The organism is Paraburkholderia caffeinitolerans (genome assembly GCF_902859945.1).
In the GTDB taxonomy this organism is placed as follows: Bacteria; Pseudomonadota; Gammaproteobacteria; order Burkholderiales; family Burkholderiaceae; genus Paraburkholderia; species Paraburkholderia caffeinitolerans.
This window is the reverse complement of the sequence record NZ_CADIKL010000035.1, coordinates 1-12,328: the sequence shown is the minus strand read 5'-3', so window position 1 is coordinate 12,328 and position 12,328 is coordinate 1. Positions and strand designations below refer to the sequence as shown.

Annotated in this window: 12 protein-coding genes and 1 pseudogene; 6 read left to right on the top strand and 7 right to left on the bottom strand. The window is 64.4% G+C overall.

The window, feature by feature from the left end; translation table 11 throughout:
- Positions 1-42 precede the first annotated feature (42 nt).
- The 4 genes from HV773_RS26970 to HV773_RS26955 all read right to left on the bottom strand — a co-directional run bounded on the left by HV773_RS26970 (position 43) and on the right by HV773_RS26955 (position 4,246).
- Positions 43-621: a carboxymuconolactone decarboxylase family protein gene (locus HV773_RS26970; protein ID WP_175197284.1), complete on the bottom strand. Its 579-nt coding sequence runs from the start codon at positions 619-621 to the stop codon at positions 43-45.
- Between the two features lie 24 nt (positions 622-645).
- Positions 646-2,004 (bottom strand): aspartate aminotransferase family protein, encoded by a 1,359-nt coding sequence (locus HV773_RS26965; protein ID WP_175197283.1) that lies wholly within the window; start codon positions 2,002-2,004, stop codon positions 646-648.
- Between the two features lie 70 nt (positions 2,005-2,074).
- Positions 2,075-3,130: a C45 family autoproteolytic acyltransferase/hydrolase gene (locus HV773_RS26960; protein WP_175197282.1), complete on the bottom strand. Its 1,056-nt coding sequence runs from the start codon at positions 3,128-3,130 to the stop codon at positions 2,075-2,077.
- A 162-nt stretch (positions 3,131-3,292) separates the two neighbouring features.
- Positions 3,293-4,246: a LysR family transcriptional regulator gene (locus HV773_RS26955; protein ID WP_175197281.1), complete on the bottom strand. Its 954-nt coding sequence runs from the start codon at positions 4,244-4,246 to the stop codon at positions 3,293-3,295.
- 181 nt (positions 4,247-4,427) lie between these two features.
- Between HV773_RS26955 and HV773_RS26950 the strand changes: the two genes are divergently transcribed.
- The 4 genes from HV773_RS26950 (at position 4,428) to HV773_RS26935 (ending at position 9,414) form a co-directional block, all read left to right on the top strand.
- Entirely contained in the window at positions 4,428-5,780 is a 1,353-nt protein-coding gene (locus tag HV773_RS26950) for an MFS transporter (protein ID WP_175197280.1), read from the top strand.
- Positions 5,781-5,872: 92 nt separating this feature from the next.
- Positions 5,873-7,351, top strand: coding sequence for a M81 family metallopeptidase (locus HV773_RS26945; protein ID WP_175197279.1), 1,479 nt, complete (start codon positions 5,873-5,875; stop codon positions 7,349-7,351).
- A gap of 56 nt (positions 7,352-7,407) precedes the next feature.
- On the top strand, positions 7,408-8,487 hold the full coding sequence (locus tag HV773_RS26940) for a porin (RefSeq protein WP_175197278.1): 1,080 nt from the start codon (positions 7,408-7,410) through the stop codon (positions 8,485-8,487).
- 33 nt (positions 8,488-8,520) lie between these two features.
- On the top strand, positions 8,521-9,414 hold the full coding sequence (locus HV773_RS26935; RefSeq protein WP_175197277.1) for a carbon-nitrogen hydrolase family protein: 894 nt from the start codon (positions 8,521-8,523) through the stop codon (positions 9,412-9,414).
- Positions 9,415-9,445: 31 nt separating this feature from the next.
- Here the strand turns inward: HV773_RS26935 and HV773_RS26930 are convergent, their stop codons facing one another.
- Both HV773_RS26930 and HV773_RS26925 read right to left on the bottom strand, forming a co-directional pair.
- Entirely contained in the window at positions 9,446-10,306 is an 861-nt protein-coding gene (locus tag HV773_RS26930) for a MurR/RpiR family transcriptional regulator (RefSeq protein ID WP_175197276.1), read from the bottom strand.
- A 171-nt stretch (positions 10,307-10,477) separates the two neighbouring features.
- Entirely contained in the window at positions 10,478-10,990 is a 513-nt protein-coding gene (locus tag HV773_RS26925) for a gamma-glutamylcyclotransferase family protein (protein ID WP_175197275.1), read from the bottom strand.
- 221 nt (positions 10,991-11,211) lie between these two features.
- On the opposite strand from HV773_RS26925, the gene HV773_RS26920 reads away from it, so the two are divergent.
- The gene (locus HV773_RS26920) at positions 11,212-11,553 is read left to right on the top strand and encodes an H-NS family nucleoid-associated regulatory protein (RefSeq protein ID WP_246282412.1); all 342 of its coding nucleotides are present in this window, start codon (positions 11,212-11,214) and stop codon (positions 11,551-11,553) included.
- 9 nt (positions 11,554-11,562) lie between these two features.
- On the opposite strand, the pseudogene HV773_RS36990 reads toward HV773_RS26920, so the two are convergent.
- Positions 11,563-11,696, bottom strand: a pseudogene (locus HV773_RS36990) (GNAT family N-acetyltransferase); the annotation flags it as partial.
- A 203-nt stretch (positions 11,697-11,899) separates the two neighbouring features.
- On the opposite strand from HV773_RS36990, the gene HV773_RS26915 reads away from it, so the two are divergent.
- The gene (locus HV773_RS26915; RefSeq protein ID WP_175197273.1) at positions 11,900-12,178 is read left to right on the top strand and encodes a hypothetical protein; all 279 of its coding nucleotides are present in this window, start codon (positions 11,900-11,902) and stop codon (positions 12,176-12,178) included.
- Positions 12,179-12,328 lie beyond the last annotated feature (150 nt).

Below are 12,328 nucleotides of genomic sequence, written 5' to 3'. Positions count from 1 at the left end.
ATCCCCACCGCCTCGTCACCGGAAACTCGCGCGCCGCCGATCTTATTCCGGAAACGGCAGCGAAGTCTGACCTTCGGCGCGCATGCCGAACACATTGAGCGTCATCGCCACCAGTGCGTAATAGCCGAGCAACCCGACGAGGTTGATCGTGGTCTCATGCCCGAAGCGCTCCACCGCGCGCGCGTAGGTCGCGTCGGAAACGCGTTTCGTGTCGTAAAGCTCGGTCACGAATGCGTGGATGAGCGCGTCGTCGGGTTCGTCGAAGCGCGGCTGCGCGCCAGTGCGGATCTGCTCGGCCAGCGCCTCGGGCACGCCCGCCTTCAGCGCGATCGGATAGTGGATATACCACTCCGCCTGCGCTTGCCAGCGCACCGCCGTCACGAGAATCGCCAGTTCCGAAAGACGCAGCGAGAGGCCCGTGTTGTAGCGGCAGAACGCGCCCAGACGCTGCGCGTGCTGGGCAAGCTCCGGGCTGTGGATCCAGCCGAGAAACGGTCCATTGAGGTTGCCGCGCGGGCCGGAAAGAATTTCGTCGAGCACGGCTTTCTGTTCGGGTTTCGCGCTCGCCGCGTCGAAGGCCGGCAGGCGCGGGTTCGTGGGCGGGTTCGTGGATTGAGTCATCGGTAACGCTCCGGAAAAGGATGATCACGCGGCGCGATTCACGCCGGCCGCGCCCGTCGCGTGCAGCGCGGCGCCAATCGCATCGGCGAGGCGCGCCTCGATCGTATCGATATCCTCGGCCGAGCAGATGAACGGCGGCGCGAGCAGCACATGATCGCCATTCTTGCCGTCGACGGTGCCGCCCATCGGGTAGACCATCAGGCCGCGCGCGAACGCCTCGCGCTTGATGGCCGCGTGCAGTTTGAGCGCCGGGTCGAAGGTCGCTTTGGTCTCGCGGTCCTTCACGAGTTCCACGCCCACGAACAGGCCGCGCCCGCGCACATCGCCCACATACGGATGCTCGGCGTAGCGCTCGCGCAGGCGCGCACGCAGTTGCTCGCCGCGCGCGAGCACGTTGTCGAGCAGTTTTTCTTCGGCGATCACGCGCTGTACTTCGAGCGCCGCCGCGCAGGCCGTGGCGTGGCCGATATAGGTGTGGCCGTGCTGGAAGTAGCCGCTGCCGCCCACGATGGTTTCGTAGATGCGCTGACTCACGAGCGTCGCGCCGATCGGCTGGTAGCCCGCGCCCAGGCCCTTCGCGATCGTCAGCAGATCGGGCGCCACGCCATCTTCGTCGCAGGCGAACAGATAACCCGTGCGGCCCATGCCCGACATGATTTCGTCGAGCAGCAGCAGCACGCCGTAGCGGTCGCACACCGCGCGGATCTTGCGGAAGTATTCGCGCACCGGCGGCACCGCGCCAGCCGTTGCGCCCACAACCGTTTCCGCGACGAATGCGGCCACGTTCTCGGCGCCGAGTTCGAGAATCTTCTGTTCGAGCTCGTCGGCGAGGCGCTGTGCGTAGGCCTCGTCGGTCTCGCCTTCATGACGCTCGCGATACGCGTAGCACGGGCTCACGTGATGCGATTCAATCAGGATCGGCAGAAACGGCTCGCGGCGCCACGCGTTGCCGCCGATTGCCAGTGCGCCGAGCGTGTTGCCGTGGTAGCTCTGGCGGCGCGCGATGAAATGGCGGCGCGTGAGCTCGCCCTTCTCCACGAAATACTGGCGCGCGAGCTTGAGCGCGGCCTCGATCGCCTCCGAGCCGCCCGAGACGAAATACACGTGGTCGAGCCCGGCGGGCGCAGCCGCGATCAGATGCTCAGCAAGCTGCTCGGAGGCCTCGGTCGTGAAGAACGAGGTATGCGCGTACGGCAGTTGCTGCGCCTGGCGCTTGATCGCCTCGATCACGCGCGCGTTGCTGTGGCCGAGGCACGAGACGGCCGCGCCGCCGCTCGCGTCGATGTAGCGCTTACCGGTGGAATCGATGATCTCGATCCCCTCGCCCGCCACCGCGACGGGCAAGGTTTGCTTCGGCATCCGATGGAAAACTTTCGTGGACATGGGCTTTCTCGCTGATTGTGCTGAATGCGGATTGATGCGTTGAAGTGGGTCCGATGAGTCTCGCGATGCTTCAGTCGCCGCGCCCGACCTGCAGGCCCAGCGTGCGCACGCCGTCCTGCCAGACATCGAGCGTCACGCGGCGCGGCTCCACGCGCATGCAGGCGGTGGCGAGCGTGTTTTCGTCGTCGGGATCGAGGGGATCGTCGCGGTAGATCGGCAGGCCCGTGCCCGCGCGGTCTTGCAGGATGCGCACGAAGTCCGCTGTGTCGGGTGTGGAACCAAGCGCCGGCAGCAACTCGGCGAGCCGCGCCTGGCGGTCGCGCGAAGATTCGGTGACGATCTGCGCTTCGTTCTCGCAGCCTGCGTGAATCAGATGGTTGGCGTGCCCCGAAGGCGCGCCTATTTCGACCATTGAGGCGCGCTGCGCCGTGGCTTCCACACTATGGATGCGCACCGCGCCAGTGGCGTCGGTGCCGCCGACCGTATGGTGAAAGCCGCTCGCGCGCGGCGTGTCGCGCAGCAACGCAAGTGCGTCGGCGAGCGTGGCGGCATCGAGCACGGCGCGCGAAAGAATCATGCGCGGCACGCCTGCGCGCGGCTCGCGGATGCGCACATTGTTGATCGCCTGGGCGATGCCCGCGTGCGACGCCGCAAAGGTGTGGCCGGGCAGCGATCCCGGGTAGTAGAAGCTCACGAAGCCGGGCTTGCCCTCGGGCTCGATCTCGACCACGGCGCAGCGCCCGCGCAGATACGGATCGCCGTCTTCGTTATGGGCGATCAGGCCGGCCTCGGGCGTGCGCACCGCCAGCGTCGTGCAGCCGTCGGGCGCGTTGTGGATCAGCTCGCCGCGGCAATTCCACAAGAACAGATCATGTGCGGGCCAGCCGAGCGCCGCGGCCATCGCGTCGATTTCGGCGACATGGGCCGGGAAATGCCGCTCAGCCGCCGCGCGCAGTTCCTGCGCAAAGGCGCTGCCGCGCCAGCGGCTCACCGCCGCCCATGCGCGGCTCTGCGCCATATAGGCATCGAAGACGGGCAACGCCAGCTCGCCGAGCCGCCGCCCGATGGCCTCGGGCGAGCCGCCCATCCGGACGGCCGGCCCCCGATAGGTTTTGAGTTCCTGCATCGAAATTCTCGTTTGAATGCCTGCAACGGGTGATGGGCGATTTATACGTCAAACAACGTATGTTGTCAAATCTCACAACGAAGACAACAAATGATATGTTTTCAAACATCAAAAAGCCGCCTCTCGGGCGGCTTCGCGAGGATCCGCGACAGTGGAAAGACGCTAGAACAGCCTTGTCAGGTGCTCGAACAGCGCCCGGTTCTCGGCCTTCGCGGAGCGGGCCCGGCTGCGTATCACCGTGAGCAGGCAATCGACAAAGCAGGTTGCCGCGGCGTTGAGCACGACGTTGCGCCGCGTAATGATGCCAAGACGGCTGATCTCGAACCGTTCGGCAATCTCGATGGGCACGACCCAGTCGCGCACCGCCTCGGTCACCAGCAGCGGCCGGGGGCAATAGCTGAGCATGTCGGCATTGCGCACGAGTTCGAGCAGCAGCGAGGTCGAGTGCGCGCAATGCAGACGGCGCAGGTCGACATGCGCGCCATGGTTCCAGAACAGATTGCGCATCACGTCGGCGTAGCTCGTGGCCGTGTAGTTGACGGCCCAGTTCTGCTCCAGCAACTCATGCAGCGAACCGCTGTCCGCGCACGGATGGCCCTTGCGCGCAATAACGCACGACGCGTAGTCGAACAGCGGCTCGACTTCGAATTCCTGCTCGGGCATGGACGCCGTGAACGGGCTCACCGCGAAGTCGATCAGGCCGTCGCGCATACGCGGTAATGCAACGGCGGTGAAGCCTTCGAAGATCTCAAGCCGCACCTCCGGCATCGCCTCGTGAAAACGCAGCACGGTCTCGGGCAAAAAGGTGCCGATGATCCACGGCGTCAGGCTGATCGACAGATGGCCGCCGTGCTCGCCGCGCAGCTCGGCGAGCTCCTCGTGAGCGTGTTCGAGCTGGCCGACGATCAGGCGCGCGTGCTTGAGCAGCTTGCGTCCGCTCTCGGTAAAGCCCACGCCGCTCGCGCCCCGTTGCAGCAGTGCGAGTTGCTGCTCGCTCTCGAGCTCGCGCAGCGCTTTGCTGACCGCGGCCTGCGAAAGCCCGGCCAGACGCGCGGCCGCGCGGATGCTCCCGGTATCTGCAACGGCGACGAGCGCCTGGAGTTGATGGAGTTTCATCGACCGGCTTTCATGAGTAGCGCCCTGGCGGCGAACACCAGCGGTTGTCAGGAAAACGGCATTGTGCCTCCCCCTCGCGCAATTGACCACCTATGATCGGCTGAACGGCGTCACCAGACACTCGCCTCGCGCCGCCGAATCACAACAGGGCCCAAAAAGAACGAGACCCGAGGAGATCAGCATGACCATTGAAACATCCACCGAAACGTCAACCGGCACGTCACCCGCCCGGATCGAAAGCGCGGCGCACGACGCGCACGATGCGGCGCTCGCGCGGGCCTGCCGCAAGGCCGCATGGCGCATCATCCCGCTCGTGACGATCGCCTATTTCTTCGCCAATCTCGACCGGGTCAATTTGTCGTTCGCGAAGCTGCAGATGCAAGAGGCGCTGAAGTTCAGCGACGTCACCTACGGCATCGGCGCGGGCCTGTTCGCGTGGGGGGCACTGCTGTTCCAGATGCCCGCGAGCCTCGCCGTGAGCCGGCTGGGCGCGCGCCGCTATCTGTTTCTCGCGCTAGTCGCGTGGGGCACCATCTCTGCCTTGACGATGTTCACCTCGTCCATCGCCTCGTTCTATTCGCTGCGCTTCCTGCTGGGCGTGGCCGAAATCGGCTTTTTCCCCGCCATTGTCCTGTACTTCTCGCGCTGGTTTCCCGCCGAAAGACAAAGCCGCATCATGTCGATGTTCTTTCTCGCGATGCCGCTCTCCGTGGTGTTCGGCGGGCCGCTGACCGGTCTGATCATGGACCGCTTCGACGCAGTCGCGGGCCTCGGCGGCTGGCAATGGGCCTTCCTGCTCGAAGGCGTGCCGGCCGTGCTGCTCGGCTTCGCGATGCTGTCGATCAGGGAGCGCCACGCCGACGCCCCCTGGCTCACGCAAGCGGAAAAGCAGGCGCTCGATTACGCGTTGACGCAAAGCACGCCCACGCAAGCGAAGCGCAAGATCAGCCGCGCGGCCGATGCGCTGCGTCATCCGCTGCTGTGGATCTTCGTGACCATCTGCTTCTGCTTCAATCTCGGCAATTTCGGCCTGATGTTCTGGCTGCCCACGCTCGTCCACCAGGCCAGCCAGGGCTCGAACATGCACACCGCGCTGCTCGCCGCGATTCCTTATGCGCTGGGCGCGCTCGCCATGGTCGTCAACGGCTTCAGCGCGCCGCGCGAAGGCGTGCGTCTGCGCTCGGGCCTGCCCGCGCTCGTGGGCGGCGCGGCGCTCGCCGCGAGCGTGCTGGTGTCCAGCAGCGTGTGGGCCTCGCTGATCCTGACTTCGATTGCCGTTGCGGGCGGTATGGCGACGCTCTCCATGTTCTGGTCGCTGCCGGGCCGCGTCTTCTCGGACAGCGCGGTCGCCACCTGCGCGGGCATGATCAACATGGCGGCGGGCCTCGCGTTCTTTAGCGGCCCCGTCGTGATGGGCGTGCTCAAACAATGGACCGGCGGCGTGAGCACCGGCATCGTGATGCTGGCCGCCTCGCTCTCGCTTGCCGGTCTTCTGCTGCTCCTGCTGCCCCGGCGCCTGATCCAGGACGTCTGATCGAAGATGCCCATTGCAGCGTCTCAGACAATTACTTCGACTTGCTTACCAATATCCAGAGCAATCAAACCCGTGCTCCGGAAGGAGAACTCATGCGCGTAGCCATCGCTGCCTTTCAGATCGAATCGGTCAGCTTCCTGCCCCAAGTGGCCGATGTCGACGATTTCGAGCGCGTAGCGCTGCGCGGCGCATCGATGCTGGAAAAAATGCGCGGCACCAATAGCGCGGTCGGTGGGTTCATCGACGTGCTCGAACGCGAGCAGGCGCACATCGTGCCGCTCGTCGACGCCTCGCTGGGCGCATTGGGACCGGCCAGCGACCAGGCCGTCGAGCACTATTGCGACGAAATCGTCGCGGGGCTGCGCGCCCACCATGACCTGGACGGCGTGCTGCTTTTCCTGCATGGCGCCTCATGGTCGCCACGTCATGAGGATCCCGAACGATATATCATCGATCGCGTGCGTGAAGCGATCGGGCCACGGTTGCCGCTCGTCATCGCATTCGACTATCACGGCAATATCGATGCCGAGACGCTGCGCGGCGTTACGGCCGCCTTCGCGTACCAGAAGTCGCCGCACACCGACATGGCCCAGACCGGCATGCGCGCGGCGCACTGCCTCGTCGCCACCGTGCGCGGCGAGATCCAGCCCGTGTGGGCAATCCACCGCCCCAATGTCGTCGTGCCGAGCATCTTCAGCGCCACGAGCCTCGCGCCGCTCGCCGACATTCTCGCGCTTGCCCGCGCGCGCGAAACGGCCAGCGAGACCTGGCTCGACGTTTCCGTGATGGCGGGATTCGCCTACGCCGACGCCCACAACACAGGTTTCAGCGTGATCGCCGTCGCGGACGGCGACCGCGCGCTCGCAGAGCAGACCGCCGCCGACCTCTGCGCCACCCTGCACCACCACCGCGCGGCCCTGTACCGGCCACTCAAGGTCTGGTCGATCGAAGCCGCGCTCGATCACGCATGCGGCCGTCCGCATGCCGGCAAACCCTGCGTTCTGCTCGAACACGCCGACCGCATGAACGATTCGACGCACGTGCTGGCCGCGCTGCTCGCGCGCGGCGAGAAGAACGTGGCCGTGCCGTTCCTGTGGGACCCGCAAGCCGCCCGTCTCGCCTGCGAGGCAGGTGCGGGCGCAACGATTACGGTGGCGCTGGGCGGCCATAGCTCCGATAAAGCCGGGCCGCGGCTTCAGGTTGCAGCGCGCGTGCGCCAGCTCGGACCGACGCGGGCGCGCTATACCGGCCCGGTGTTTCATGGCATCGAGTTCGAGATCGGACCGACCGCATTGCTCGAGATCGACGGCATTCTCGTGAGCGTGACGAGCTTTGCCGCCTTCGGCATCGACGATGCGCCGTTTCGCATGTTCGGCCTGCGCCCCGAGGACTTTCGCATCGTGGTACTGCGCTCGAAAACGCATTTCCGCAGCTTCTACGAGCCGATCGCCGACGAAATCCTCGTGGTCGACACGCCCGATTACGGCGCAGCCGACCTGACGCAATTCGACTACCGGCGGCTGAATACCGCCAGCAACTGGCCGTTTTCGCGCGACGCGCGGCCGACCTGACCACCCGGTTCACATCAGCCATCCCCCTTAACAATCGATACAATCAGGATGACGAAATGAAATGCTACATGGCCGCGGGCGCCCTGCTTCAGGCACTGTCGATGAGTGCGCTCGCCCAATCTTCCGTTACGCTATTCGGCAGCCTGGACAACGGCGTCACCTATATCAACAATACCGGGGGTCACTCGGCCGTCAAACTGCAGGACGGCGTCAATAAATCGAATTCGTTCGGCCTGACCGGCACCGAGGACCTCGGCAACGGCACGAGCGCGCTCTTCAAGATCGAAGGCGGCTACTCCGTGAATAACGGCAAGCTGGGACAAGGCGGCCTGATGTTCGGCAAGCAGGCGTGGGTGGGGCTCGGGCAGCGCGGCATCGGTCAGGTGCTGCTGGGCCGCCAGTACGACTACACCGTGGTGCTGGAGCAGTACGCGGCCTGCAACAACTGCGGCATCTATTCCTACCAGAACGCCGATATCGACCGCGCGGCGGGCCAGCGCCTGAACAACGCCGTGAGCTTCAAGAGCAACACGTTCGGCGGGTTCACGTTCGGCGCCATGTACGCGTTCGGGCAAGACTCGGGCGCGCTCACGACCAATAGTGGCCGCGCCTATAGCGCCCAGGTGCAGTATTCGGCCGGACCGTTCTCGATGCTCGCGGTGGTGACCGATGTGAACGGCGCGCCGGTGGCCGCCGGCAGCTTCGGCGCGAGCACCGTGCTCGGGCGGCCCGTCACCGCCAGCACGGCGTTCTACGCCGACAACCTGCGCATAGCCGCGCTCGCCGCTTATTACCAGATCGGCGCATGGCGGCCTTCGATCACTTACTCGAACTCGCAAGTCAAGCTGGGCGGCGCGAGTTCCACCGATCAGATCGTGCGCGTGGGCACCACCTTCGCGCTCACGCCTGCTGCGCAGTTCGCCGCGCAGGTCGCGGTCGACCGTTTCGAAAGCTCGCGCTGGTACTCGCTTGCATTGGGCGCCGACTATCTGATCTCGAAGCGCACCGACGTCTACCTCGATTTCGAAGCCCAACACGCGACCGGCGCGGGCACAGCGGCATCGATCTTTCTCGCCGGCCCGTCCTCCACGAGCAATCAGGTCGTAGCTCGCGCCGGCATCAAGCATCTATTCTGATTCGTTATCCGAATCATCGACCAGGAAATATCCATGAGCGCGAAGATCAACGTCAGTCTCGTCCAGTTCAACCCCGCGTCGCTTCAGGCCGCCGAGAACGGGCTGCGCATGTGCGAGTTCGCGCAAGCGGAGGCGAAGCAAGGCGCCAATTTAATCGTGTTTCCCGAGCTTTCCAACACCGGCTACGTCGAGCCGCTCGTGGCCGGCCAGCCGATCAGCGATGGCGTGGGCGGCACGCTCCATCCGGGCGAGTTTGCGCAGCGTCTGCAGGCCGCCGCCGCAACCGTGGACGGCCCGTTGATCGAGCAGCTGCGCGGCATTGCAGAGCGCTACAAGACGCACATCGTCGCCGGCCTCGCCCTGCGCGATGCAACGCAACGGGGCGTGCTCTACAACTCGTCGGCGCTGATCGGCCCCGATGGACTGTTCAGCGTCTATCACAAGATCCACCTCTGGCACTGCGAAAAGCTGTATTTCACGCCGGGGCGGCGCATCGACGTGTTCGATACCGCGCTCGGCAAGCTCGGCATGCAAGTCTGCTACGACATTCGCTTTCCCGAGATCACCCGCATCATGAGCCTCAAGGGCGCCACGATCGTGACGAGCGTATGGGCCGCGCCCTTTCCGGTAGGCAAAGCGCTGGCCGATGGCGACATCTTCAGGCATCGCGCCTATACGCGCGCGACCGAGAACGGCATATTTTTCTTGAGCTGCAACCGCGTGGGCGTGCAGGCCGGCCATGAGTTTCTGGGCCGCAGCCTCGTGGCGGCGCCGAACGGCGATATCCTGGCCGCCGCCGACAACACGGAAGAGACCGTCGTACGAGCGCAACTGGACCCCGCGCTCGTGGACGAGTACCGCTGCATCGCGCCGGTCTGGCTCGACCGGCGACCCGACGTGTACGAGGAAGCGATGGCGGACCTATGAGCGCGGCGCGCGCGGGAAACCTCGTGAACCCTCAGGGCACATAAGCCCCACGCGCATTCAGCGTGCGCTCCGACTGTTCGAGCTGCGCCACGGCGCCCGCCCCCTCCAGCGCGAGCAGATGCGCGACGAGCGACTCGGCCAGCGCCGTCGCCGCCACCAGCGAGGGGAAGAACGACGGGCTTTCGTGCGTGAAGATCAACACTTTATCGGCGTTGAGCGCGATGGGCGCAACCGCGCTATCGGTAATCGCGATCAGCCGGCTGCCCTTTTCGAGCGCCGCCTCGGCCACGCGCACGGCCTCGACCGAATACGGAGCGAAGCTCACCACGATGGTCGCGCTGTCGCGCTCGATGCCGAGCAACTGCATTTCGAGCGTGCCGGCCTCGCCGCCCAGCAGCGACACCGAAGGACGAAACAGCCGGTAGCCATACACGAGGCCGAACGCCACCGCGTAGCACGAGCGAAAGCCCGCCACGTGCACGTGCTTCGCTTTCTTCAGCACACGCGCGGCCTCGACCATGGTGCGCGCGTTGTGCGCGGCGCTGGCATCGAGATTGTGCTGCTGGGCCACCAGCAGATCGTGCGCGAGCGCGTCCTTCGCGCTGCCCGCCACCAGCGAGCGGGCGCGGCTCGAAAGCGGCTCGGGGCGTGTACGCACGCGTGCGACGAACAGATCGCGCAACTCGTTCCAGCCCGGAAAGCCGAGCTGCTGCGAGAGCCGCACGAGCGACGCGGGCTGCACCTGGGCGCGCTCGGCGACCTTGCGCATCGACGAAACCGCGACTTCGTCGGGGTGATCGAGCAGGAAGGCGGCGCCCGTCTGGAATTGCGGGCTCAGATCGGAGAAGCGCGCGCGAATGAGCGCGGCAAGCTGGTCGAAGCTTTCTGGCATGCGGATGGCGAGTGGCTAACGGGCAGTGAACGACAACAAATGTTATCACTGGTGTTGCGGAATGTTGCCAAAACTCGCTCACCTGGTGATTGGCAAACGACTGCTGGCCCGTCGCAAATAATGCCGGTCTGCTTCGCTTCCTCGCAAACGAAACTGATTAAAACTGATTAATTAAGCAGCCGTATAAATGCGAAGCTCCTTCTCAGTTCGAGCTGAGTCTGGGTCCTCGAGAGAGACAACAGCATTGATGGCCCGCACGTAGTCTTCTGGCAAGTTCGCTTCCCGTGCGCCCACCAGCACATGCTGCTTGTACCAATGGTACGGGCGCAGTCCGGTTTGCTTTTTCGTGGCGACGTAGGTCAGCGCGTATAATCCGCCAGCGGCAGTCTCAACGCGCACCATGAGAGGCTCGTAGCCCGTTCCCACACCTTCGAATCTGTCGAGCGCCGCTCGTTCTCCACCCGCCACCACGAAAATGACGCCATAGACCCGATCGCCGGCAACTCCCGTGTGCTCGCAATCGCATTTGCCCGAACCGTCTTTGCTGACCTTGTCGAACGCGAGTTTGTAGCCGGTCACAACCCCCGTGGCGACAACCCGCGCGGATGGCAGCCGCGCGACGAGCCGTCGTACCGACATGTTGGAGCCGTACGCGAAATAGGAAAATTCGTATTCCGAGCCCATGGTCGCCGTTCCTCTGGTAACAAACTACAAGCGTCACTCCATCGCTCAGCACTGACTCTACTTATGACACAGCCCGATACTCCACTACAATCTGCCGGGCACCGAATGCGATGGTGCCATGTATCGCTCGGGCGCGACCGTGCGGGATGCTGTGTTATCCTGGCGACAGACGACTTCAATCCATCTGCTCAAGAATTGTACTGAGAGCGGAGCACATACAAATGGACGAACGAAAAAGAGACAGCATCGTCGCCTACCTGCGGCGCAGGATGGCGGAACTGGGCATCGAGCCAGACGATATCGCCGCATCCATCGCAGCTGACCAGGAACGTTTGCGAGCAGCGCGATACCGCGATGCCCTTGGTCACACCTGGGATGGGAAAGGTGATGCCCCGCAATGGGTCGTCCAGGCAACCAGTGCCGGGCAGTCACTCGAGCATTTTGCAATCACCGGGACGCCGGAGCCCGCGTCAGGCAAGTCCACCGGAGTGGACTGGCGGCAGGACCCGTTTGCGGGCAGTCGTTTGGCGAAAGTCAAACCGGAACAAGTCGCAATTTCCTGAGCGTTCAGCTCAGAGATCCATCACCATTTCGTGCCAGGCCATGCCCCCATGGTCCGATGCGGACGGTTGACATACTGATAGCCAAGCCGCCGGTAGAGCTCGACGTGCCGGTCTTTGCACATGAGATGAATAGTCTGCTTGCCGCATTTTCCGCAGGACCCTCTCATTGAAGCAGTGCCTGGCGGAGAGACATGTCGTCGTCTTGCCGTGGCAAGGCAGCGAAAGCGTGATTGACGTCGCATTGGCAAACGACGGGCATCGGCGGCCGCCCACCATTGGATGCGTGAGCAGATAGCCTCCGCCATCGAGACGGCAAGTTTCCATCCGACCCACTGCGAGGCAAGCCATGGACCAGGCAACGTATGAAGGTGCAATCAATCGGTTGATTGCGGCGGCAGAGTTGGTGGCGTCTGGTGCATCGCAAGAGCAGAGACTGAATGCTCTCCAGATGGTGGCATTCTTCAGGCTTCGACAAGCATCTTTCGGCACGCAAGGCGTTCCGCGGATTTCGAACGAAGAACTGTTCAACGAAACCGCGACCGCGGCGCTCACGATGGCGGGGCGCAAGGAATTCCTCGCGGCAGCGGCGCTTCTCGACCAGGCGCGGACGCTGGTCGGGGGCTAGCGCTACTGCCGTCCGGGACGCCCGGCAAGCGAATTCGTGACTTACTGACGTGTGCACCAAATAGTGCGTGGTGCGTTATATGGGCATGAAGACAAAACCTGATGCCCGAAAACTGGATGGAGCCACCCAAGCCCACCTGAGAAAGCTCGT

Excerpts from the sequence above, each read along its gene's own strand:
- HV773_RS26945 (WP_175197279.1), top strand. The coding sequence starts at position 5,873 with ATGCGCGTAGCCATCGCTGCCTTTCAGATCGAATCGGTCAGCTTCCTG.
- HV773_RS26925 (WP_175197275.1), bottom strand. The coding sequence starts at position 10,990 with ATGGGCTCGGAATACGAATTTTCCTATTTCGCGTACGGCTCCAACATG.
- HV773_RS26935 (WP_175197277.1), top strand. The coding sequence starts at position 8,521 with ATGAGCGCGAAGATCAACGTCAGTCTCGTCCAGTTCAACCCCGCGTCG.
- HV773_RS26965 (WP_175197283.1), bottom strand. The coding sequence starts at position 2,004 with ATGTCCACGAAAGTTTTCCATCGGATGCCGAAGCAAACCTTGCCCGTC.
- HV773_RS26920 (WP_246282412.1), top strand. The coding sequence starts at position 11,212 with ATGGACGAACGAAAAAGAGACAGCATCGTCGCCTACCTGCGGCGCAGG.
- HV773_RS26970 (WP_175197284.1), bottom strand. The coding sequence starts at position 621 with ATGACTCAATCCACGAACCCGCCCACGAACCCGCGCCTGCCGGCCTTC.
- HV773_RS26955 (WP_175197281.1), bottom strand. The coding sequence starts at position 4,246 with ATGAAACTCCATCAACTCCAGGCGCTCGTCGCCGTTGCAGATACCGGG.
- HV773_RS26940 (WP_175197278.1), top strand. The coding sequence starts at position 7,408 with ATGAAATGCTACATGGCCGCGGGCGCCCTGCTTCAGGCACTGTCGATG.
- HV773_RS26930 (WP_175197276.1), bottom strand. The coding sequence starts at position 10,306 with ATGCCAGAAAGCTTCGACCAGCTTGCCGCGCTCATTCGCGCGCGCTTC.
- HV773_RS26950 (WP_175197280.1), top strand. The coding sequence starts at position 4,428 with ATGACCATTGAAACATCCACCGAAACGTCAACCGGCACGTCACCCGCC.
- HV773_RS26960 (WP_175197282.1), bottom strand. The coding sequence starts at position 3,130 with ATGCAGGAACTCAAAACCTATCGGGGGCCGGCCGTCCGGATGGGCGGC.
- HV773_RS26915 (WP_175197273.1), top strand. The coding sequence starts at position 11,900 with ATGGACCAGGCAACGTATGAAGGTGCAATCAATCGGTTGATTGCGGCG.